At 61.2% G+C, this 16,663-nt stretch carries 17 protein-coding genes and 7 riboswitches; of the genes, 9 read left to right on the top strand and 8 right to left on the bottom strand.

The features are described 5' to 3' along the window. The first annotated feature begins 47 nt into the window (after positions 1 to 47). Positions 48 to 126, top strand: a riboswitch (Fluoride riboswitch). Between the two features lie 20 nt (positions 127 to 146). The 5 genes from DFR49_RS06040 (at position 147) to DFR49_RS06060 (ending at position 4,638) form a co-directional block, all read left to right on the top strand. Next, the gene (locus DFR49_RS06040; RefSeq protein WP_119034754.1) at positions 147 to 1,964 is read left to right on the top strand and encodes an IlvD/Edd family dehydratase; all 1,818 of its coding nucleotides are present in this window, start codon (positions 147 to 149) and stop codon (positions 1,962 to 1,964) included. A 23-nt stretch (positions 1,965 to 1,987) separates the two neighbouring features. Next, positions 1,988 to 2,062: riboswitch (Fluoride riboswitch) on the top strand. Positions 2,063 to 2,130: 68 nt separating this feature from the next. Further along, complete coding sequence (locus tag DFR49_RS06045) at positions 2,131 to 2,331, top strand: hypothetical protein (RefSeq protein WP_119034755.1); 201 nt, start codon at positions 2,131 to 2,133, stop codon at positions 2,329 to 2,331. Beyond that, positions 2,328 to 3,113: an ABC transporter ATP-binding protein gene (locus DFR49_RS06050; protein ID WP_211325806.1), complete on the top strand. Its 786-nt coding sequence runs from the start codon at positions 2,328 to 2,330 to the stop codon at positions 3,111 to 3,113. Before DFR49_RS06045 ends, DFR49_RS06050 begins: the two co-directional genes overlap by 4 nt. Before the next feature lie 18 nt (positions 3,114 to 3,131). Next, a riboswitch (Fluoride riboswitch) is annotated at positions 3,132 to 3,193 on the top strand. Positions 3,194 to 3,224: 31 nt separating this feature from the next. Further along, on the top strand, positions 3,225 to 3,617 hold the full coding sequence (locus DFR49_RS06055) for a hypothetical protein (protein ID WP_119034757.1): 393 nt from the start codon (positions 3,225 to 3,227) through the stop codon (positions 3,615 to 3,617). A gap of 64 nt (positions 3,618 to 3,681) precedes the next feature. Beyond that, a complete protein-coding gene (locus DFR49_RS06060; protein ID WP_119034758.1) occupies positions 3,682 to 4,638 on the top strand; it encodes a sodium:calcium antiporter in 957 nt (318 codons plus the stop codon). A 44-nt stretch (positions 4,639 to 4,682) separates the two neighbouring features. On the opposite strand, the gene DFR49_RS06065 is transcribed toward DFR49_RS06060, so the two are convergent. The 8 genes from DFR49_RS06065 to DFR49_RS21895 form a co-directional block, all read right to left on the bottom strand. Beyond that, the gene (locus DFR49_RS06065) at positions 4,683 to 5,054 is read right to left on the bottom strand and encodes a hypothetical protein (protein ID WP_119034759.1); all 372 of its coding nucleotides are present in this window, start codon (positions 5,052 to 5,054) and stop codon (positions 4,683 to 4,685) included. Continuing rightward, on the bottom strand, positions 5,051 to 5,887 hold the full coding sequence (locus tag DFR49_RS06070) for a hypothetical protein (protein WP_119034760.1): 837 nt from the start codon (positions 5,885 to 5,887) through the stop codon (positions 5,051 to 5,053). The genes DFR49_RS06065 and DFR49_RS06070 overlap by 4 nt, the downstream gene beginning before the upstream one ends. Before the next feature lie 22 nt (positions 5,888 to 5,909). Continuing rightward, positions 5,910 to 5,973, bottom strand: a riboswitch (Fluoride riboswitch). A gap of 225 nt (positions 5,974 to 6,198) precedes the next feature. Beyond that, on the bottom strand, positions 6,199 to 7,149 hold the full coding sequence (locus DFR49_RS06075; RefSeq protein WP_119034761.1) for a magnesium transporter CorA family protein: 951 nt from the start codon (positions 7,147 to 7,149) through the stop codon (positions 6,199 to 6,201). A 129-nt stretch (positions 7,150 to 7,278) separates the two neighbouring features. Then, the gene (locus DFR49_RS06080) at positions 7,279 to 7,650 is read right to left on the bottom strand and encodes a low affinity iron permease family protein (RefSeq protein ID WP_119034762.1); all 372 of its coding nucleotides are present in this window, start codon (positions 7,648 to 7,650) and stop codon (positions 7,279 to 7,281) included. Between the two features lies 1 nt (position 7,651). Then, entirely contained in the window at positions 7,652 to 8,734 is a 1,083-nt protein-coding gene (zapE, locus tag DFR49_RS06085) for a cell division protein ZapE (RefSeq protein WP_119034763.1), read from the bottom strand. Between the two features lie 123 nt (positions 8,735 to 8,857). Beyond that, a riboswitch (Fluoride riboswitch) is annotated at positions 8,858 to 8,942 on the bottom strand. 103 nt (positions 8,943 to 9,045) lie between these two features. Continuing rightward, positions 9,046 to 10,725 (bottom strand): energy-dependent translational throttle protein EttA, encoded by a 1,680-nt coding sequence (ettA, locus tag DFR49_RS06090; RefSeq protein WP_119034764.1) that lies wholly within the window; start codon positions 10,723 to 10,725, stop codon positions 9,046 to 9,048. 76 nt (positions 10,726 to 10,801) lie between these two features. After that, positions 10,802 to 11,902 carry an HAD hydrolase family protein gene (locus DFR49_RS06095; protein ID WP_170150935.1) on the bottom strand — a complete coding sequence of 367 codons (1,101 nt, stop codon included), beginning with the start codon at positions 11,900 to 11,902 and terminating at the stop codon, positions 10,802 to 10,804. Positions 11,903 to 11,915: 13 nt separating this feature from the next. Then, a riboswitch (Fluoride riboswitch) is annotated at positions 11,916 to 11,979 on the bottom strand. Between the two features lie 158 nt (positions 11,980 to 12,137). Continuing rightward, entirely contained in the window at positions 12,138 to 12,296 is a 159-nt protein-coding gene (locus tag DFR49_RS21895; RefSeq protein WP_170150936.1) for a hypothetical protein, read from the bottom strand. Positions 12,297 to 12,473: 177 nt separating this feature from the next. Next, a riboswitch (Fluoride riboswitch) is annotated at positions 12,474 to 12,543 on the top strand. Between the two features lie 19 nt (positions 12,544 to 12,562). Here DFR49_RS21895 and DFR49_RS06100 point away from each other — a divergent pair. From DFR49_RS06100 to DFR49_RS06115, 4 genes are read left to right on the top strand one after another with little or no spacing between them, the layout of a single operon-like run. Then, positions 12,563 to 14,131 (top strand): MutS-related protein, encoded by a 1,569-nt coding sequence (locus tag DFR49_RS06100; protein WP_170150937.1) that lies wholly within the window; start codon positions 12,563 to 12,565, stop codon positions 14,129 to 14,131. Then, positions 14,128 to 15,759, top strand: coding sequence for a MutS-related protein (locus DFR49_RS06105; RefSeq protein ID WP_119034767.1), 1,632 nt, complete (start codon positions 14,128 to 14,130; stop codon positions 15,757 to 15,759). Before DFR49_RS06100 ends, DFR49_RS06105 begins: the two co-directional genes overlap by 4 nt. Beyond that, positions 15,756 to 16,052, top strand: coding sequence for a DUF211 domain-containing protein (locus tag DFR49_RS06110; protein ID WP_119034768.1), 297 nt, complete (start codon positions 15,756 to 15,758; stop codon positions 16,050 to 16,052). The genes DFR49_RS06105 and DFR49_RS06110 overlap by 4 nt, the downstream gene beginning before the upstream one ends. Continuing rightward, on the top strand, positions 16,049 to 16,594 hold the full coding sequence (locus DFR49_RS06115) for a hypothetical protein (protein ID WP_119034769.1): 546 nt from the start codon (positions 16,049 to 16,051) through the stop codon (positions 16,592 to 16,594). Before DFR49_RS06110 ends, DFR49_RS06115 begins: the two co-directional genes overlap by 4 nt. The last annotated feature ends 69 nt before the right edge of the window (positions 16,595 to 16,663 follow it).

The following is a 16,663-nucleotide window of genomic DNA, read 5'->3' on the forward strand; positions in this document are numbered from 1 at the left end:
GGATCGGCAAATAGCACGTCTTGACGATAAATAGGACAATTGTCACAGCGCATCGTGGCAATGGATTCTGCCAGGCCGCTCCGGCCGAACCGCTCGCGATCGCGCGCTGATGATTCCTACCGGGTGACCAACCGTTAGGAATCGAGATGTCCGCATCAAATTCGAACGACAAAGACGGCCGAACGACGAACCTGCGGTCACGCGCCTGGTTCGACAACCTCGCCAATGTCGATATGACCGCGCTCTATCTGGAGAGATACCTCAACTATGGGCTTTCGCTCGACGAGCTGCGCTCGGGCAAGCCCATCATCGGCCTCGCGCAAACGGGGAGCGATCTCAGCCCATGCAATCGCCATCACCTCGTTCTGGCTGAACGAGTCCGTGAAGGAATCCGTGACGCGGGTGGGATCTGCATCGAATTTCCGGTGCATCCGATCCAGGAGACCGGCAAGCGGCCGACCGCTGCACTCGACCGTAATCTCTCCTATCTCGGCCTAGTCGAGACACTTTACGGCTATCCTCTCGATGGCGTGGTGCTCACCATCGGCTGCGATAAGACGGTGCCGGCGGCGTTGATGGCCGCAGCGACGGTCAACATTCCAGCGATCGCGCTGTCGGTCGGGCCGATGCTCAACGGCTGGCACAAGGGCGAGCGCACCGGATCAGGCACCATCGTCTGGAAGGCGCGCGAACTGCTCGCCAAAGGCGAGATCGACGATGCCGGCTTTATCGAGCTGGTCGCCTCCTCGGCGCCTTCGACGGGCTATTGTAACACGATGGGCACCGCCACGACGATGAACTCGCTGACCGAGGCTCTGGGGATGTCGTTGCCGGGCTCGGCTGCAATTCCTGCACCCTATCGAGATCGCCAGGAGGTAGCCTATCGGAGCGGCAAACGGATCGTCGATATGGTGCATGAGGATCTGAAGCCGTCGGACATTATGACGCGCGAGGCATTTCTCAACGCGATCGTGGTCAATTCGGCCATTGGCGGCTCGACCAATGCGCCGATCCATATTGCGGCAATCGCACGGTTGACGGGCGTCGACCTGTCGCTTGCCGACTGGCAGGAGTACGGCCACCATGTGCCGTTGCTGGTCAACCTCCAGCCCGCTGGCGAATATCTCGGTGAGGATTATTACCATGCCGGTGGTGTCCCCGCGGTGGTGGCTCAGCTGATGCGCAAGGGCCTGATCCGCGAGGAAGCGATGACCGCCAATGGCACGACCATCGGCGACAATTGTCGTAAAATCACGATCGAGGACCAGCGCGTCATTCGCCCGATCGACGATCCGCTGCGACCGGACGCCGGTTTCATGGTGATGGGCGGAAATCTCTTCGACGCAGCCATCATGAAGACCAGCGTCATTTCCGAAGACTTCCGCTCCCGCTATCTCTCCAATCCGGACGATCCGAATGCTTTCGAGGGCTCCGCGGTGGTGTTCGACGGACCGGAAGACTATCACGCTCATATCGACGATCCGGCTCTCGACATCACCACCGACACGATCATGTTCATGCGCGGCTGCGGCCCAATCGGCTATCCGGGCTCGGCCGAGGTCGTGAACATGCGAGCGCCGGCTTACCTCATTCGAGACGGTGTTCACGCACTTCCCTGTATCGGCGACGGGCGGCAGTCGGGCACCAGCGGCAGCCCCTCTATTCTCAATGTTGCGCCCGAAGCAGCGGCCGGAGGCAATCTCGCGCTGCTGCGCAATGGCGACCGCGTGCGCGTCGATCTCGCCAAAGGGCGTGTCGATATGCTGGTAGCCGAAGAAGAGATTACGGCACGGCGACGGCAACTCGAAGCCGATGGTGGTTATCGCTACCCCGAGTCACAAACGCCCTGGCAGGCCATCCAGCGGGCGTTGGTCGGTCAAATGGACACCGGCGCGATCCTGGAAGGATCGGAACGCTTCCAACGGATCGCGCAGACGATGGGGATCCCGCGCGATAGCCATTGACCGACGCGCCGCCCGGCGACATCTTTAGACGCGGCAATGGACTCTGCCAGGCCCTAGTGGCCGAACTGCTCGCAAGGGCTGATGATTCCTACCCTGGTTCGATGGGAGGAATCACGCGTGTCACTTCGGTTACAGCGTTGACGAGTCGGCCATTTTGAGCGGCTCGTTGGCCATTGCCGTCGTCGCGGGCGCCGTGTTCGCGCCGATCGGCGGACTGACTGCGGGAATCATCACCTATATCGAATATGCCAAGCACCCGCTGCCCAAGGGCGCGGCCCTAAAGGAAGCGATCCGTAGCGGCGTCGTCGCGGTGTTCGTGCTCATTGCGTTGGCGGCTGTGTTCGGCCTGTTCATGGGATGGCGATGAGCCGGCCGGCGGCACCGCCCGTGCGGCTCGTCGACGTGCGGACCGAAATCGGCGGGCAGGTGATCCACGATGGCGTCGATCTCGAGGTGAAGCGGGGCGAAATCCTCGGGCTGGTCGGTGCGTCAGGGGCCGGCAAGTCGGTGCTGCTGCGCAGCATCATCGGCTTGCTCCCGCCAGTAGCCGGCCGCGTCGAGATATTCGGACAGGATCTCTATGCTGCGGATGAAGCGACGCTCGGTGCGATCAAGAGCCGTTGGGGCGTGCTGTTCCAGGCCAACGCATTGTTCTCGACGTTGAGCGTCCTCGAAAACGTCGCTGTGCCACTGCGCGAACACAGCCAGCTAACCGAGCCAATGCTGCTCGCCATCGCCGCGCTCAAGGCGCGCATGTCGGGATTGCCGGAGGACGCATTGTTCAAGCTGCCATCGGAACTGTCCGGTGGGTTACAGAAACGCGTCGGCGTTGCTCGCGCGATTGCACTCGACCCCGAGCTCGTTCTGCTCGACGAGCCAACCGCAGGGCTGGATCCGTTGATGGCGGAACAGATCGATGCCTTGGTCGCTTCACTCGCGCAGACATTGGGGTTGAGCGTTCTCGTCGTCACGCACGATCTCGATACGCTCTACACGGTCTGTGATCGTGTTGCGGTGCTCGCGGAACAGAGGATCATCGCGGTCGCGCCGGTGCGCGAGCTTGAGCACACGGATCATCCGTGGTTGCAGGAATATCTGATGGGCAAGCGTACTCGCGCAGGCCAACCGCCGCCCGATACCGGAAGGTAACGGTCGCGATGAACGACTCCACGAAAAGGGAATGGCGTCTCCCTCAACCGCCCATTCGGGCTGATGACTCCTACGAAACGCCCGCGTCGACGGTCTTGTCGGACGGGCGACATGATGAAGGAGACGCGAATGAGCCTTTACTTAAATGCACCATCGAGCCGCGCTATCGGCGCTGCCCTCCTGTGCAGCCTGCTGTTACTAGCCGGATGCAAGCAGAAGCAGGCTGTCGACCAGCCTCCCAATGTTGCCGCACCGGTGAAGCTGCCGCCGGCGATCACGAAGAGCCAGTCTTTCAGGTGCAAGGACAATAGTCTCGTTTATATCGATTTCTTCGCCGATGACCTGTCGCTCAACCTGCGCACCGGCGAAAACGGCGCGATCCATCACCTCATGGCGGCAACGCCTGGCGGCCCATTTTCCGGGGGCGGCTACACGGTGTCCGGCAGCAGTCAGCAAGTCGAGGTAACTGTCCCCGACCAGAAACCGCAATCGTGCAAATCCTGACCTGGCGTCCTCGCGGGCCGAGGGCCGCTCGGGAGTCGTTGCATAAATCCGCGGCCGGTATTTGATGACATTTGCGTCAAGCGTTGCAATCGCTTTGGCGGCGGCAATCGCTATCTATGGCGCCAGCGTCGTTTTTGTGAATGCAATAGAATGGGTCGGTCGTCGTCTCCGCCTTGGCGAGACGGCCACCGGCGCAATTCTGGCAGCGTTGGGCACCGCTCTCCCTGAAACGATGATAACGCTGGTCGCCGTCCTGACAGGCGGAGGTCGAACCGGCGATATCGGCATCGGCACCGCACTTGGCGGGCCGCTGGCACTGAGCACCGCCGGTTATGGGATTTTTGCACTAACCAAGCGAAGATCCGGCCAGACGAATGCCGACGGTTTCTCCACATCGGATCGAAGCCGACTGGTTTCCGACCAGATGTGGTTCCTCGCGATGTTCGGCGCACAATTGTTGCTGGGACTCGTAATCTTCCCCGGAAAACGCTGGGCATCTATCGGATTTTTGATCGCGTATGGCGTTTATGTCTGGCGAACCACTCGCTCCGGAAGTGCGGCTTCCGCCAAGGCGCCTCCAGCACTTTTTCTCGCGCCGGGCCTTCAGAGGCCTTCGCTGGTCATCGCACTTGTCCAGACCGGTTGCGCGCTTGCTGTTCTAGCGATCGCCTCTCACTTTTTTGTCGACGAACTCGAGCGTCTGGGCACGGCACTCAGTCTCGATCAACAGGCCACCGGTCTGTTGTTGTCCCCCCTCGCCACCGAACTTCCCGAAGTGCTGAACACGATCCTCTGGGTGCGGCGCGGCAAGGCCAAAATGGCCCTGGCCAACATCAGCGGGGCAATGTTGGTCCAGACCGCAATGCCCGCTGCTCTCGGCCTCGGCTTTACAAGCTGGCGGCTGACTTTAGGTCCGATCATCGCCGGCATCGTCACCATGACGGCAACTTTGCTCGTTCTGGCGGTGATACGGCACGGCGGTCTTACTCCTCCGATTTCGAGCTCGGCACGATCAGAATAAACGGCGCCAAAAGTCGCATGGCATTGACGACGGGAACGCGGCACTCAATCCGAAATGTTGGAGGCGCCCCCGAACGCCAGTCGCGTTCTGTCACGCGCTTGCAACCACCGCATCGTGTCGGCACGACTGCCCGAGACGAGCTTCGCCCAGCGCAGGTCCCGCAAGGGCTTGCGCTGGTCAGCGGTCCACCAGAATTCCTTGACAACGAGTAATGTCCAACTCTTCGGCGGCCGCCTGACGACGGTGCAAGTCTCCATTGTGAAGCTGTGCGTTGCTCCTCCGAAGGTATGACGCTCCCATTGCCAGTCGGTATCTGCAATCGACCAACGAGGCTTTTTCAATCCAGCCTGCGGATTGGCCTCGACCACCAGCGCGTCGAACAGTCGGAAGAAAGCGGGATCACCAAGACTCCTCATACCGCTGTCCCGGCAACACGCTGGCGGATTGCGGCAATCTCTATCGCGAGGCGAATCTCGGCGCCGCGCTCGAGTTCGATGAGACGCGCACCTGCGCGACGTTGCAGCGACGTTGGCCCAAACCGCAGCACGACGCCCGAGGCCGCCGCCGCGATCATCGAATCCTCGTCGCCGATGAGTGCTTCGAGCGCCGGTCCAGCCCCGTCGGGCGCGCCGATGTCGAGCAGGACGGCGAGTGCGGCGTGCCGCTGGCGTCGGTGGGTCTCGGTGTCCGGGTCGATCTCATAGGCGATCGTCAGTAGCAGCGGCTGGGCCGGTGCTCCAATCGCCCGCAAGCCTGCTTCCGCCGCATTGCGGCTAACGTCCTCGGCGAGCCCAGCGGTCAGAGCTGGGATTGCTTCGGCCCGAACATAGCCGGCGAGCGCCTCGATCACGCCATCTAGATGCGGGCGACCGCAGCCAATCTCGATGAGCAAATCGAGCGCCCCCTCCGGACAGTGCCGGCCGAGCGCGCGCGCGGCGGCATTGACCGCCGCGTCCTCGCCGGCCCGTTCAACAGGGGAATCGGGAAAACGCGGGTTGCGGAGGAAATCGATCAGCAATTCGTCCCCGTGAAGCAATCCCAGGGCGCGGGCGGCGAGACAGCGTGGCTGAAAGATGCCGCTGGGTTCGCGTTCGCGTAGTAACGCACCCAGCGGCTCACGCGCCGCCGGGCCAAGCGCCACCACGGCCAGCATCGCTGCTTCGCCGTCGTGAAGATTGCGCAGCCTTCCGACGGCCGCTTCGATGTCTTGGTGATCGGTTGTCCGCGTCGATGAGACGGCATCGTACATTCGGTGATCTCCTACCGGGCAATGCTCAGCAGGAGTCATCAGCCGGTGGGCCGGCGCTTGCGGAGGACTCCATCTCCGCTCGCGAGACTAGGCTAATTGCTGCCCGATCGCCAGCGATGAAAAGTTGTGACGGAGACAAATCAGGGGTGCGCGCCTCTGGGCCGGCCGGTCTCGACTTAAGCGACGCCAGGGCCGTCACTTCGCGAGCCCGCCGCTTGCAGGATGGACGTTTAGGGCATTTCACGTTGTCGCGCGCGGTCGTAGTCTCGCGCACCTCGCATAGTCGACGTATCACCAGAATACGCGGTCTCTCAGATCCAGTCGCGCCACTTGAACCACAGCAGCGGCACGATCACCGACACCAGACATAGCACGAGCGCGAAGGGGTAGCCCCAATGCCAGCCCAATTCGGGCATATATCTGAAATTCATTCCGTAAATGCCGACGACAAGCACCGGGGGCACGCCCGCCACCGAGACGACGGTCAGCACCTTGACCACGTCGTTTTGCTCGATGCTGATGAATCCGGTGGCGGCATCCTGCAATAATTGGATCCGCTCGGAGAGGCTCACTTCATATTCATCGAGCGACTTGATGTCATCGCGAATGCCATCAAGCCTATCGCGAAGATCGCCCTCGATCTTGGGCGTGCAACGATCCATCACGAACGTGGCCATCCGCCCGATGCTTAGAAACGCGTACCGGACTCGCGAAACGTGATCGCTGACCTGACCAATCGTACGCATCGCCTCGCGGAACCGGGCTGTGTTCTTGCTCAATTGTCTTCGCTTGGGCTCGTCGAAGAAAATCGACTGCGATGTGTCATTTACCACACCTGATGCCCGTTCAAGATGGTCCGCAGCGCGGTCAACAATTTCCTCGAGCAACCGGATAAAAATCTCGGCAGGCGCGATGTCGGGATCGTCGGCGATTCCCTTGGCGACGACATCGAACGCGTTCAGTGTGACGAAGCGAACGGTGATGCAGACGGTTGGTGCCAGGATGAAGCCGACAGGCGCAATTTGCCAGCGGTCCGTATCGGTCCCGGAGATAAGTGGGGCGCTCATGAGAAGCGTGTCTCCACAGGCCCGCAACCGACTGCTTGCGTTGATCCTCGTCAAATCCTCAAGGGTTGGTACTTCAATTCCAAAGCGCTCGCGGACTATCGCGATCTCGCTATCGCTGGGATCGATCAGATCGATCCACCGACACTTGGGCGGCAGGCTGTCGCTTCCAGGCTGCGGAGGAAATGACTTGAGCATGACGCAACGTGTCCCGAAGTGGTCAACCGCTCGGCATTAAATGCCAATGCCCGCTGGAATACGACCTCGAATTCACTTCCAGCCTGTTTCTGAAGACTGCATTTTCACGGTCAGGCGATCCCGGGTGCCTTAGCCTTGCCCGTCACCTTCGTTCCCCTCTCGGCGCCTGAGGCTCGCAGCGAGGCGATCCATGTCGCTCTCGGATAGTGACTCAAGGCCGATATAGGAAGATCGCGCACCCTCGGCGTCGGCGATCAGCGTGTCGATCTTCAGGTGCATCGCTCGTGCATCGCGGTTCTGGGTGTTTTGAATAAGGAACACCATCAATGTCGGCACGATCGACGCGGCGGTGTTGATCGAAAGCTGCCAACCATTGGAAAAGTCGAATAGAGGGCCGAGCGCGGCCCAGAGAATCAGGATGACTACCGCCATCGTGAAGGCCCAAGGCGAGCCCGTCGCTTCGGCTGCCAACCTGGCAAAACGGTGGAAGGCCTCGTTCATGTCACTCTCCCTTGTCGCCCATCGGCGGCCATGCGTCGCCACGCATTTCCTTTAGACGCGAGACGGTCCGTTGATGATCGTTCTGGGCGGGATCGGCGAAGAGCTGTTCAGGCGGCACCTCCGCGAGGACGACAAGGCGTACTCGCGCTTCGTACAGGGCGTCGATTAGTGTCACGAGCCGGCGCGCCTCATCCCGATGTTCCGCGCTGAGGCGCGGCACGCCATCGAGGAAGACGCGATCGAAGCGCGCAGCTAATGCGTTGTGGTCATCAGCGCTCAGCCGACCCGCGCAGGCCTCCCCGAATGTCACACGAACAGAATTGCCGACAGCGCGCGGAAACCGAACCACCCGGCCGTGAGTGACTATGTCGACCGGCGCCTCCGATCGACCTTCCCGGACACGATCCCATGCGGCATCGAATTGTGCAGCGGTATCGTCGTTGATCGGGCAAAAATACGCCTTGTCGATGCGGACCGCGTCATTGCGACGATCGAGCGTGCCGCCGATCTCGACCACGTGCATGTGTTGCTTGAGAAGACTGATGAACGGAAGAAACGCATCGCGATTGGGACCGTCGCGATACAAGTCGTCCGGAGCATCGTTCGAGGTGATGACGATCACCACGCCCTCGGCGGTCAGTGCCTCAAAGAGCCGACCCACAATCACGGCATCGGTCATGTCGATAATCTCAAGCTCGTCGAGACAGAGCAGCCGAGCCCTCTCGCTAAGGGCGGCAGCGATGCCGCGCATCGTATCCCCATCGTGCTCGCCGTCCTGCTGGGCATTCAACTCGGCATGCACCTCTTCCATGAAGGCATGGAAATGCAGCCTGCGCTTCGGGGTGATCGAAACGGTGTGGCAGAAGAGGTCCATCAGCATCGACTTGCCGCGTCCGACCGATCCCCACAGATAGACTCCGCAGGGTGCGCCGCGGGATCGAAGACTTGCGAACAATCCGTGTCGCTCGGCCGATAGGTCTGCCGAGAGCGATTCCAAGGCCTCGACGGCCCTCGATTGATCGCGATCGAGTTCGATCTCGCCCGTCTCAAGCATCCGCTGGTAAGCATCCAGGAACGCCGTCACCGCTCGACATTCCGCCGATTATGCGTCCTGGGGATTCGGCAAAACGGGCGCTGCAACTGCCCGAAGGCAGATATCTTCCTGTAATGGCCAGCCAACGGAAATACTCCACGCCCGTGTCTTGCGACGTCGGTAGGAGTCATCAGCCCGGCGGGTCCAAGTCCGAGCGGTTTGGCATTTCGGCCAGGCAGATTCCATTGCCCGTGCAATGGATAGGCGAGCGCGCGCGAGGGCGTCAATCACCATCCGCGCGCAGATCGCAATCGCGCGTTTGTCACCGAGGTTCGATGTGGAACCCAGATTGGCAGAATTGCCTAGCGCGTAAGTCTTTTGTGTGTCCCTCGGTCGGGGCGATCAGCCGCGTCGCCCAATCGTCGCCGCTTATCTTCTTCATAAGCCTCAAAATTGCCTTCAAACCATTCGACATGGCCGTTGCCCTCGAAAGCGAGCATATGGGTCGCGAGCCGATCGAGAAAGAAGCGGTCGTGGCTCGTGATCACCGCACAACCCGCGAAGCTTTCAAGGGCCTCCTCGAGCGCACGCAACGTGCCGACGTCAAGATCATTGGTGGGCTCATCGAGCAACAGCACGTTGCCGCCCGCCGCAAGCATCTTTGCCAGATGCACCCTGTTTCGTTCCCCTCCGGATAGCTGTCCGACCTTCTTTTGTTGGTCAGCACCTTTGAAAGCGAATGCTGCGACATAGGCACGTGTCGGCACCTCGAAGGCACCGAAACGGAAACGCTCGTTACCCGCCGAGATCTCTTCCCAGATCGTTTTGTCTGGATCGAGCGTATCGCGCGACTGATCGACATAGCCGAGCCGCACGGTCGCTCCGACCTTGATCGAACCCTCATCGGGTGCTTCCTGGCCAGTGATGAGTTTGAACAGCGTTGTCTTGCCCGCGCCATTTGGTCCGATCACGCCTACGATGCCGCCCGGTGGCAGCGTGAAGCTGAGATGATCGAAGAGCAGCTTGTCATCGTAAGCCTTCCTGAGGTTGTTCGCCTCAATCACGTTGCTGCCCAGCCGCTCGGGCATCTGGATTAATATCTGTGCCTTGTCCGGCGCGCGTTCCGCCTGCCTTTCGACGAGTTCGTCGAACGCACGGATGCGCGCTTTGGATTTGGTCTGGCGCGCCTTGGGGCTCTGCCGCATCCATTCCAATTCGTCCCGGATCGCCTTTTGACGCCCTTCCTCGGCACGCTCCTCTTGCGCCATGCGTTTGGCCTTCGCCTCGAGGAAACCGGAGTAATTGGTATTGTACGTATAATAGCGCCCGCGATCGAGCTCGAGCACCCAGCTTACGACGTTATCGAGAAAGTAGCGGTCGTGGGTAACAAGGATCACGTTCCCGGGATAGTCGATCAGATGCCGCTCGAGCCATGCTACGCTCTCGGCATCGAGATGATTGGTAGGCTCGTCGAGAAGCAGTATGTCGGGCTTTTCAAGCAGCAATTTGGTCAGCGCGACCCGACGTTTCTCGCCGCCTGAGAGTTCACTCACCAGAAAGTCGCCCGGCGGACAACCGAGCGCGGCCATGGCAATCTCTAGCTGATTATCGAGCGTCCAACCGTCGGCTGCGTCGATCTTCTCCTGGAGTTGTCCCATTTCCGCCATGAGGGCATCGAAGTCAGTGTCGGCCGCCAAATTTGCCATTTCTGCCGAGATCGCATTGAACCGCTCGACCAGATCCGCCACCGCACGGATGCCGTCTCTCACACTCTCCTTTACCGTCCTGTCGGGGTCCAGTTGTGGTTCCTGAGGCAAATAGCCCACAGTCAGCCCTTCAGCCGCCCAGGCTTCACCCTGAAAGTCGGTGTCCATCCCAGCCATGATCTTCATCAACGTCGATTTACCGGTGCCGTTGACGCCGATGATGGCAATCTTTGCACCAGGCAGAAACTGCAGGCTGATGTCATTGAGAACTGCTCTTGAGGCGCCGGGAAACGTCTTCGTCAGATTTTTCATGACGAAGCTGTATTGGACTGCCATAAAAGCCTCCTGAAATAAGGACTTGTGATCGGCGCGCGATTTCTATTGGTCGGCGTTTGACGACCGGACCATGAAATCAGTGCGTTTGACGGGATCGGACCCCAGGTGCGGTTTGCGGCTTCGCGGGAGAAGTAATGAAGACACCACGTGCGGCTACGAGCGCGTCCAATGCCGCGGTCGTGCCGCCTTTGCCCGTTCCGACCACCCGGGTGGCAACAGCCGCGATTTCCTCGGGCGCAGTGTCGAGCGCGAACGAATAGCCCGCTCGGATCATCATCGGGACGTCAGCTGGCAAACTGCCAATGACCGCGATCTGGGATAAAGGCACGCCGATCATTTTGGCCAGCATCATGATGCCGGCAGCCTTATTGGCGATGGGATGGACGACATCGCAGTAGCAGTCCTGTGGTCGTGACACCTCCGCGCGAGCGCCGAGCGTTTCTTTCACCACATATTCAAGCTGGCGTATGTGGGCCACGTCGTCCGACACAGCGACGATCTTGTCGATCCGCCCTAGCAAGGTGTCGAAGTGAGGGACGACAATGGGCTGAGCTCGGGAGGCCTGCTGTTCCCGCCGGTTGCGCGGATTGCTGGAGTTGTTGGTAAACCAACGCCCTTGTGCATAAACCCAGATCGTCACCTTGGCCGCATCGAATAACCCAAGCACGACCCTGCTCGTGGCGGCTGGCAGCGGATGGTCGGACAGAATTGTCCCTCTAGGGTCGACGATCATTCCTCCGTTGAAAGCGGCCGTTGGAACATTCAAGCCGATGGTCCGCGCAATCGATCCGACCGCGAAGGGGGATCGCGCGCTGACGAACGTCAGGTCGATCCCTGCCCCGGCAATTCTGGCCGCTGCTTCGATTGTCGTTGGTGCAAGAGTTCCGTCGCTCTCGAGGACGGCCTCGACATCGCAGGCGATCAGGCGGATCGGCAGACCCGTAAACGACGCTATTTGACTAAAGCGAGGAGAGACGGTCCGCCCAACGGGCCGGACGGTGCCGAAGCGAACTGACTCCAGCGAGGAAAACTTGTCGGCCGGCCCGCGGCGCATGCAATCCGAAAGAGCTCGTCGGGCGGAGGCATTTGCATAAGACAAAGGCGCGCGGATAATCGCTCCGGTCCGGAAACCCGCGCACCGGTAGCTCATCTCGATATACCGAAATTGGCCCGCCATAGCCCTCTCCCATTGTCGAATAGGAGTCATCAGCCTGGCGGCGGTTATGAGCGGGGAACTCCATCCCCTTTGATGTCAGCGGATATTAGGCGCGGCACTTTGGTCCTGCAAGATTGGACTGTCCTGACCGCTCGCGGCATGAATGATGCCGTGAACCTCAAAAGAACGGAGCGTGAGCACGACTGATCCGCGCCACGCCGGGATCGACTTGAAACATGGACCAACCGTGCGAGAGTCAGACTTCGACGATGGCCTTTCTCCTTGCCTCCTGACGATGTCGGCCGGCCATTTCGCGATGAAGCTTTCGCGCCGTATTGTTGGCGGCAGAATCCGCCAGCGCATTTTCCTGCGCCTCGCGGCGCTCGTGAAACTCCATCTCCATTTCGGTCGACATGGCATCGTACCTCCTGTGCAGAGATAGGTGTTCGCATGCGGATTGGGAGTCGATTCGGGGTGATAAAGGGGCAAATATCTCGCTGCCCCTAATGTCACAGAGGTGATCCCGACGACGCTTCAGCCAGCGTCGGAAGAATCGTGACGAGCGGGAAACTAATTTTGCTCTGTTGAGTTAATCCAAGTGGGCGATGGAGTCCGCCCTTCGTGCAAAAACCGCCGTCGTGGCTGATGACTCCTACCGATGCCGAACCGGTAGGAGCCTGGATGCCGCTCAATCCCCGCGACACCCCCGCTCAGCATGCGTCCCCCTCCGTTAGCCTGCTGTATGCGGATGGGCCGGGCTCCTCCGGGGAGGGTCGGCCAGCATGTCTGGTTGATCTCAACCTCGATCAGATCATCGCCGCCGCCACAGTAGGGCGCGAGACTTACGAGTTAACGCCGATCTTCGAGGCGCCGCTTCACGATTCCGATGCCGTCGCATATCGCCAGGTTGTTTTTCGTGATTTCGAGACACCCGAGCTGAAGGCAGCGATTGAAGCATTCGCTACGGCGATGCGGCGTAGCCGCGCCAATATCGAACGCGCCGACAAGCAGCGCCATTCGCTTGAGCGACAGCGCTGGAGGCTTGGCGCGCTGCTCGATTACTCTCGTGGCGCTGCCGCGTTGGTCGCAGATCTCGAGCGGTTGCGGCCTCAATCCGAGGCGCTGACGATGCTCTGCCGTTACGGCAAAGATTATGTCGCCTCGGCTGCGTTCATCGCGATGCGCGATCGCGTCGAGGCGCTTGGAGACCGGCTGGCAGCGCTGCGCTATACCGTCCTGATCCAGGGCCTTGACGTCCGCGTCACGCCATTTGCCGAGGAAGCCGATTACGGAAGTGCAATCGAGGAAGACTTCGCCCGGTTCGTCCAGGGCGATGATGAGAAGTTTTCCTTTGACCATGCTCAAAGCGAAAACCTCAATATGATTGAGGAACGCATCCTCGATCACGTCGCCCACGCCTTTCCCGATGTCTTCACCGAGCTTGCCGCGGTCACGGAGACCTATGGTAACGGCTTTGTTGATCCCGTGATTGAGCGGGTCGACCGTGAGGCGCAATTCTATCTCGGATGGCGTGCGCTGATCGACCCGATTGCCAAGGCCGGCCACGACTTCTGCTATCCCGAGACGACCACCGACAGAGCTGTGTTCGCGGATGATGCGTTCGACCTGGCGCTAGCACACGCCCTCGGTACGCGCGGGACGGCGCTAATCCACAACGACATGCGGCTTGGTGCGGGCGAACGAATCTTCATCGTCTCGGGGCCAAATCAGGGCGGTAAGACGACCTTCGCACGGATGTTCGGTCAGCTCCATTTTCTCGCCGCGCTGGGACTGCCGGTGCCGGGCAGGAAGGCGAAGCTGCGCCTGTTCGATAAGATTTTCACCCATTTCGAGCGGCGCGAACTCTCCGCAACCGCCAATGGAAAATTGCAGGACGAGCTGGTTCGCCTCCATGCCATTCTCGAGGCGGCCACCGGCGACAGCATTATCATCATGAACGAATTGTTTGCCTCGACTACTTTTCGCGACGCCAGCGTGCTCAGCCGCCGCGTCGCCGCACAACTGGTGGAACGCGGCGTGATCGGCGTGTGGGTGAGCTTCCTCGACGGCCTCAGCGAGGTCGATCCGGCGCTGGTCAGCGTGGTCAGCCAGGTTGATCCGGACGATCCCGCGCACCGCACCTTTAAAGTGGAACGCCGAGCTGCCGATGGCCTTGCTTATGCACGCGCCATTGCGGCCAAATACCGTCTAACGCGCGAGCAGATAGAAGAACGGCTCGGCGCAGCATGAAGGCGTTCCTCCTATTTCCAGATCGCGAATCCGACTGGATCTGGGTTGGCAAGGCCGCCGCGCTTGGCGAGGCACGGCGTACCGGACGCATGGCGCACGGACTCGACAATTTTGATCCGTCCCGTGCCTATCCCTGGAACGCCGCCGCGCTGCGCCACGATCTCGCGCTCGACACGCTGATCGACGCCGCGGCCGGCGAAGCCGACGACGTGCGCGCGGCCTTTACCCGCGAATTGCTCAATGCGCCCGACAATGACGCCGAGACAATCCGCCACCGCCAGGCGATCCTTGCCGACGCGCTCAAGACCCCCAAGGCGTTACGCGAGCTCCATGCTATCGCCGAAGCGGCCGTCGCCGAGCAACACCGGCATTTCCTCGGCACGATGATGCGCGACTATCCCGATGCGGTGCTGCGCTGGGCGATCGAGATGCTGGAAGCGATGCTCGGTCCGCTACGCCGGCTTCAACGTCTGTCAGTGCGGGAGATCGACCGCGTCGAGGCTCCGGGTTGGCGGCGCTTCCATGCAATGATCCGCGACGAGCTGAACGACGCCTATCTCGCCAGCATCGAGCAACGGTTGCGCGAGCTCAAGATGCGTGATGGCGTGCTGATGAGTGCTGCGCTCGGTTCCGGCAACCGTGCGGTCGATTTCCGACTTCACCAGCCGCCGGTCGACGAAGAAAGTTGGTGGCATCGATGGCTCCGACAATGGCTGCCCTGGCTGTTTGGCAGGCGTGAGCGCGAGCAGTACAGCTTTTCGTTGGCGCCTAGCGACGAAGCAGGCCAGCGCGCCTTGCGCGGCGTCTCCAACCGCGGTGTCGCCATCGCCGCGCAGGCGCTCGGCGAGGCAGCGCTGCATATCCGTGATTTCTTCGCCATGCTGCGCGCCGAAACCGCCTTTTATGTCGGGGCTGTAGCGCTCCATGAGGCGCTCGTTGCAAAAGATGTGACGACATCGTTTCCCGAGATTGTCGATGATCTCAATGCCTTCGCCGCTGAAGGGCTGTGCGAGCCAGCGCTGGCCCTGGCAATCGGCAGCAAGGCGGTGCCCAACGACGTCGATGCCGACGGCCGCGACCTGATCGTCATCACGGGCGCCAACCAGGGCGGCAAGTCGACATTGCTGCGGGCCATCGGCGCGGCACAAATGATGGCGGGTGCCGGGCTGTTCGTTGCGACCCAGAGCCTGCGGCTGTCTCTCGCCCCAGCGGTGATGACGCATTTCAAGCGCGAGGAGGACGCCGCGATGAAAAGCGGCAAGTTCGATGAGGAATTGGCGCGAATGAGTGCAATTGTCGATCACATGGCGCCAAACGCGCTTGTTCTGCTCAATGAGTCGTTCGCCTCGACCAGTGAGCGCGAGGCTTCGGAGATTGCAGATGAGGTGATTGAGAGCATGCGCGCCGGGGGCGCACGCATCGTGTTCGTCACTCATCTGTTCGAATATGCCCATCGCGCCGCCGGGCGCGACGACGCCCGCGCGTTGTTTCTTCGCGCTGAGCGCGCCGAGGACGGTAGCCGGCCGTTCCGCCTCACGCCGGGCGTGCCGCGCGCGACCAGTTTCGGCGAGGATCTCTACGCGAGCGTGTTCGGCGCGCCCGCCAAGCGCCAGGAGGCCGCTGAATGACCGATGCGCTCAACATCCGTCGCGTCGTGATCGACGTTGACAAGGCGCTGGCGATGCCCTCGCTGATCGAGATCGCGCAGGCGATCCAGCGCTGTGCCGGGGTCGCCGCGCACAACATCACCGTCACCGAGGTCGATCAGGAGACGATCGGCACCAGCATCACTATCGAGGGCGAGAACATGGATTATGACGAGCTGGTCCGCGCGATCGAGAGCAGCGGTGCGGTAGTCCACAGCCTCGACGAGCTGGTATGTGGCGATCACATCGTCGATTACGTGCCGCGCGCGCGATGAGGTTGTGGCGCTGGCTCGCGCAGCCGCGCAACCGGCTCGATATCGTCGCTGGGTTCGTCGACGGCATCCTCAACGCGCTGATACTGGCAGCGGGCAAGCTGCTCGACGGCGGCGGCGCGGACCTGATGCTGGCGCTGCGCGTCGGCGCGGCGAGCGGACTCACCACCGTATTCGTGTTCTTCGTCGCTCACTATGCCGAGCTGCGTGCCGACCTGTCGCGCGCCGAACGCCAGCTTAACTTGACCGCGCATGGAAAGCTGGTCGCGTCGCGTCTGGGGAGGCGCGCCTTGTTGCAATCGATCGGTGGTGCGGCTCTCGCCTCGATCTGCGGGATAGCTGGATCGGTCGTGTCGCTGTTGCTGTGCGTCTGGCTCCCGCGTCCAGCATGGTTGGGTGTCGCCGGCGATATTGCCTTGCTCGGCTTGCTCGGGGCGGTGCTCGCCCGCAGCTTCCGCGGGCGAGCCTGGTTCTGGGCGACGGTGATCATGGTCGGCGGCGGTGTACTTACGTGGATCGGCGTAAAGATCGACATTGCGGGCTGAGCAGCATGCGCTTCATGCGTACCGCAATTTGGCGTTTTCATGACCCAATTCGGCGAAATAGTGTATCGT

The organism is Hephaestia caeni (assembly GCF_003550065.1).
GTDB lineage: Bacteria > Pseudomonadota > Alphaproteobacteria > Sphingomonadales > Sphingomonadaceae > Sphingomonas > Sphingomonas caeni_A.

Excerpts from the sequence above, each read along its gene's own strand:
- DFR49_RS06065 (WP_119034759.1), bottom strand. The coding sequence starts at position 5,054 with ATGAGGAGTCTTGGTGATCCCGCTTTCTTCCGACTGTTCGACGCGCTG.
- DFR49_RS21895 (WP_170150936.1), bottom strand. The coding sequence starts at position 12,296 with ATGTCGACCGAAATGGAGATGGAGTTTCACGAGCGCCGCGAGGCGCAG.
- DFR49_RS06095 (WP_170150935.1), bottom strand. The coding sequence starts at position 11,902 with ATGGCGGGCCAATTTCGGTATATCGAGATGAGCTACCGGTGCGCGGGT.
- DFR49_RS06040 (WP_119034754.1), top strand. The coding sequence starts at position 147 with ATGTCCGCATCAAATTCGAACGACAAAGACGGCCGAACGACGAACCTG.
- DFR49_RS06050 (WP_211325806.1), top strand. The coding sequence starts at position 2,328 with ATGAGCCGGCCGGCGGCACCGCCCGTGCGGCTCGTCGACGTGCGGACC.
- DFR49_RS06075 (WP_119034761.1), bottom strand. The coding sequence starts at position 7,149 with ATGCTCAAGTCATTTCCTCCGCAGCCTGGAAGCGACAGCCTGCCGCCC.
- DFR49_RS06070 (WP_119034760.1), bottom strand. The coding sequence starts at position 5,887 with ATGTACGATGCCGTCTCATCGACGCGGACAACCGATCACCAAGACATC.
- DFR49_RS06080 (WP_119034762.1), bottom strand. The coding sequence starts at position 7,650 with ATGAACGAGGCCTTCCACCGTTTTGCCAGGTTGGCAGCCGAAGCGACG.
- DFR49_RS06100 (WP_170150937.1), top strand. The coding sequence starts at position 12,563 with ATGCCGCTCAATCCCCGCGACACCCCCGCTCAGCATGCGTCCCCCTCC.
- DFR49_RS06105 (WP_119034767.1), top strand. The coding sequence starts at position 14,128 with ATGAAGGCGTTCCTCCTATTTCCAGATCGCGAATCCGACTGGATCTGG.
- DFR49_RS06115 (WP_119034769.1), top strand. The coding sequence starts at position 16,049 with ATGAGGTTGTGGCGCTGGCTCGCGCAGCCGCGCAACCGGCTCGATATC.
- DFR49_RS06060 (WP_119034758.1), top strand. The coding sequence starts at position 3,682 with ATGACATTTGCGTCAAGCGTTGCAATCGCTTTGGCGGCGGCAATCGCT.
- DFR49_RS06110 (WP_119034768.1), top strand. The coding sequence starts at position 15,756 with ATGACCGATGCGCTCAACATCCGTCGCGTCGTGATCGACGTTGACAAG.
- DFR49_RS06055 (WP_119034757.1), top strand. The coding sequence starts at position 3,225 with ATGATGAAGGAGACGCGAATGAGCCTTTACTTAAATGCACCATCGAGC.
- ettA (WP_119034764.1), bottom strand. The coding sequence starts at position 10,725 with ATGGCAGTCCAATACAGCTTCGTCATGAAAAATCTGACGAAGACGTTT.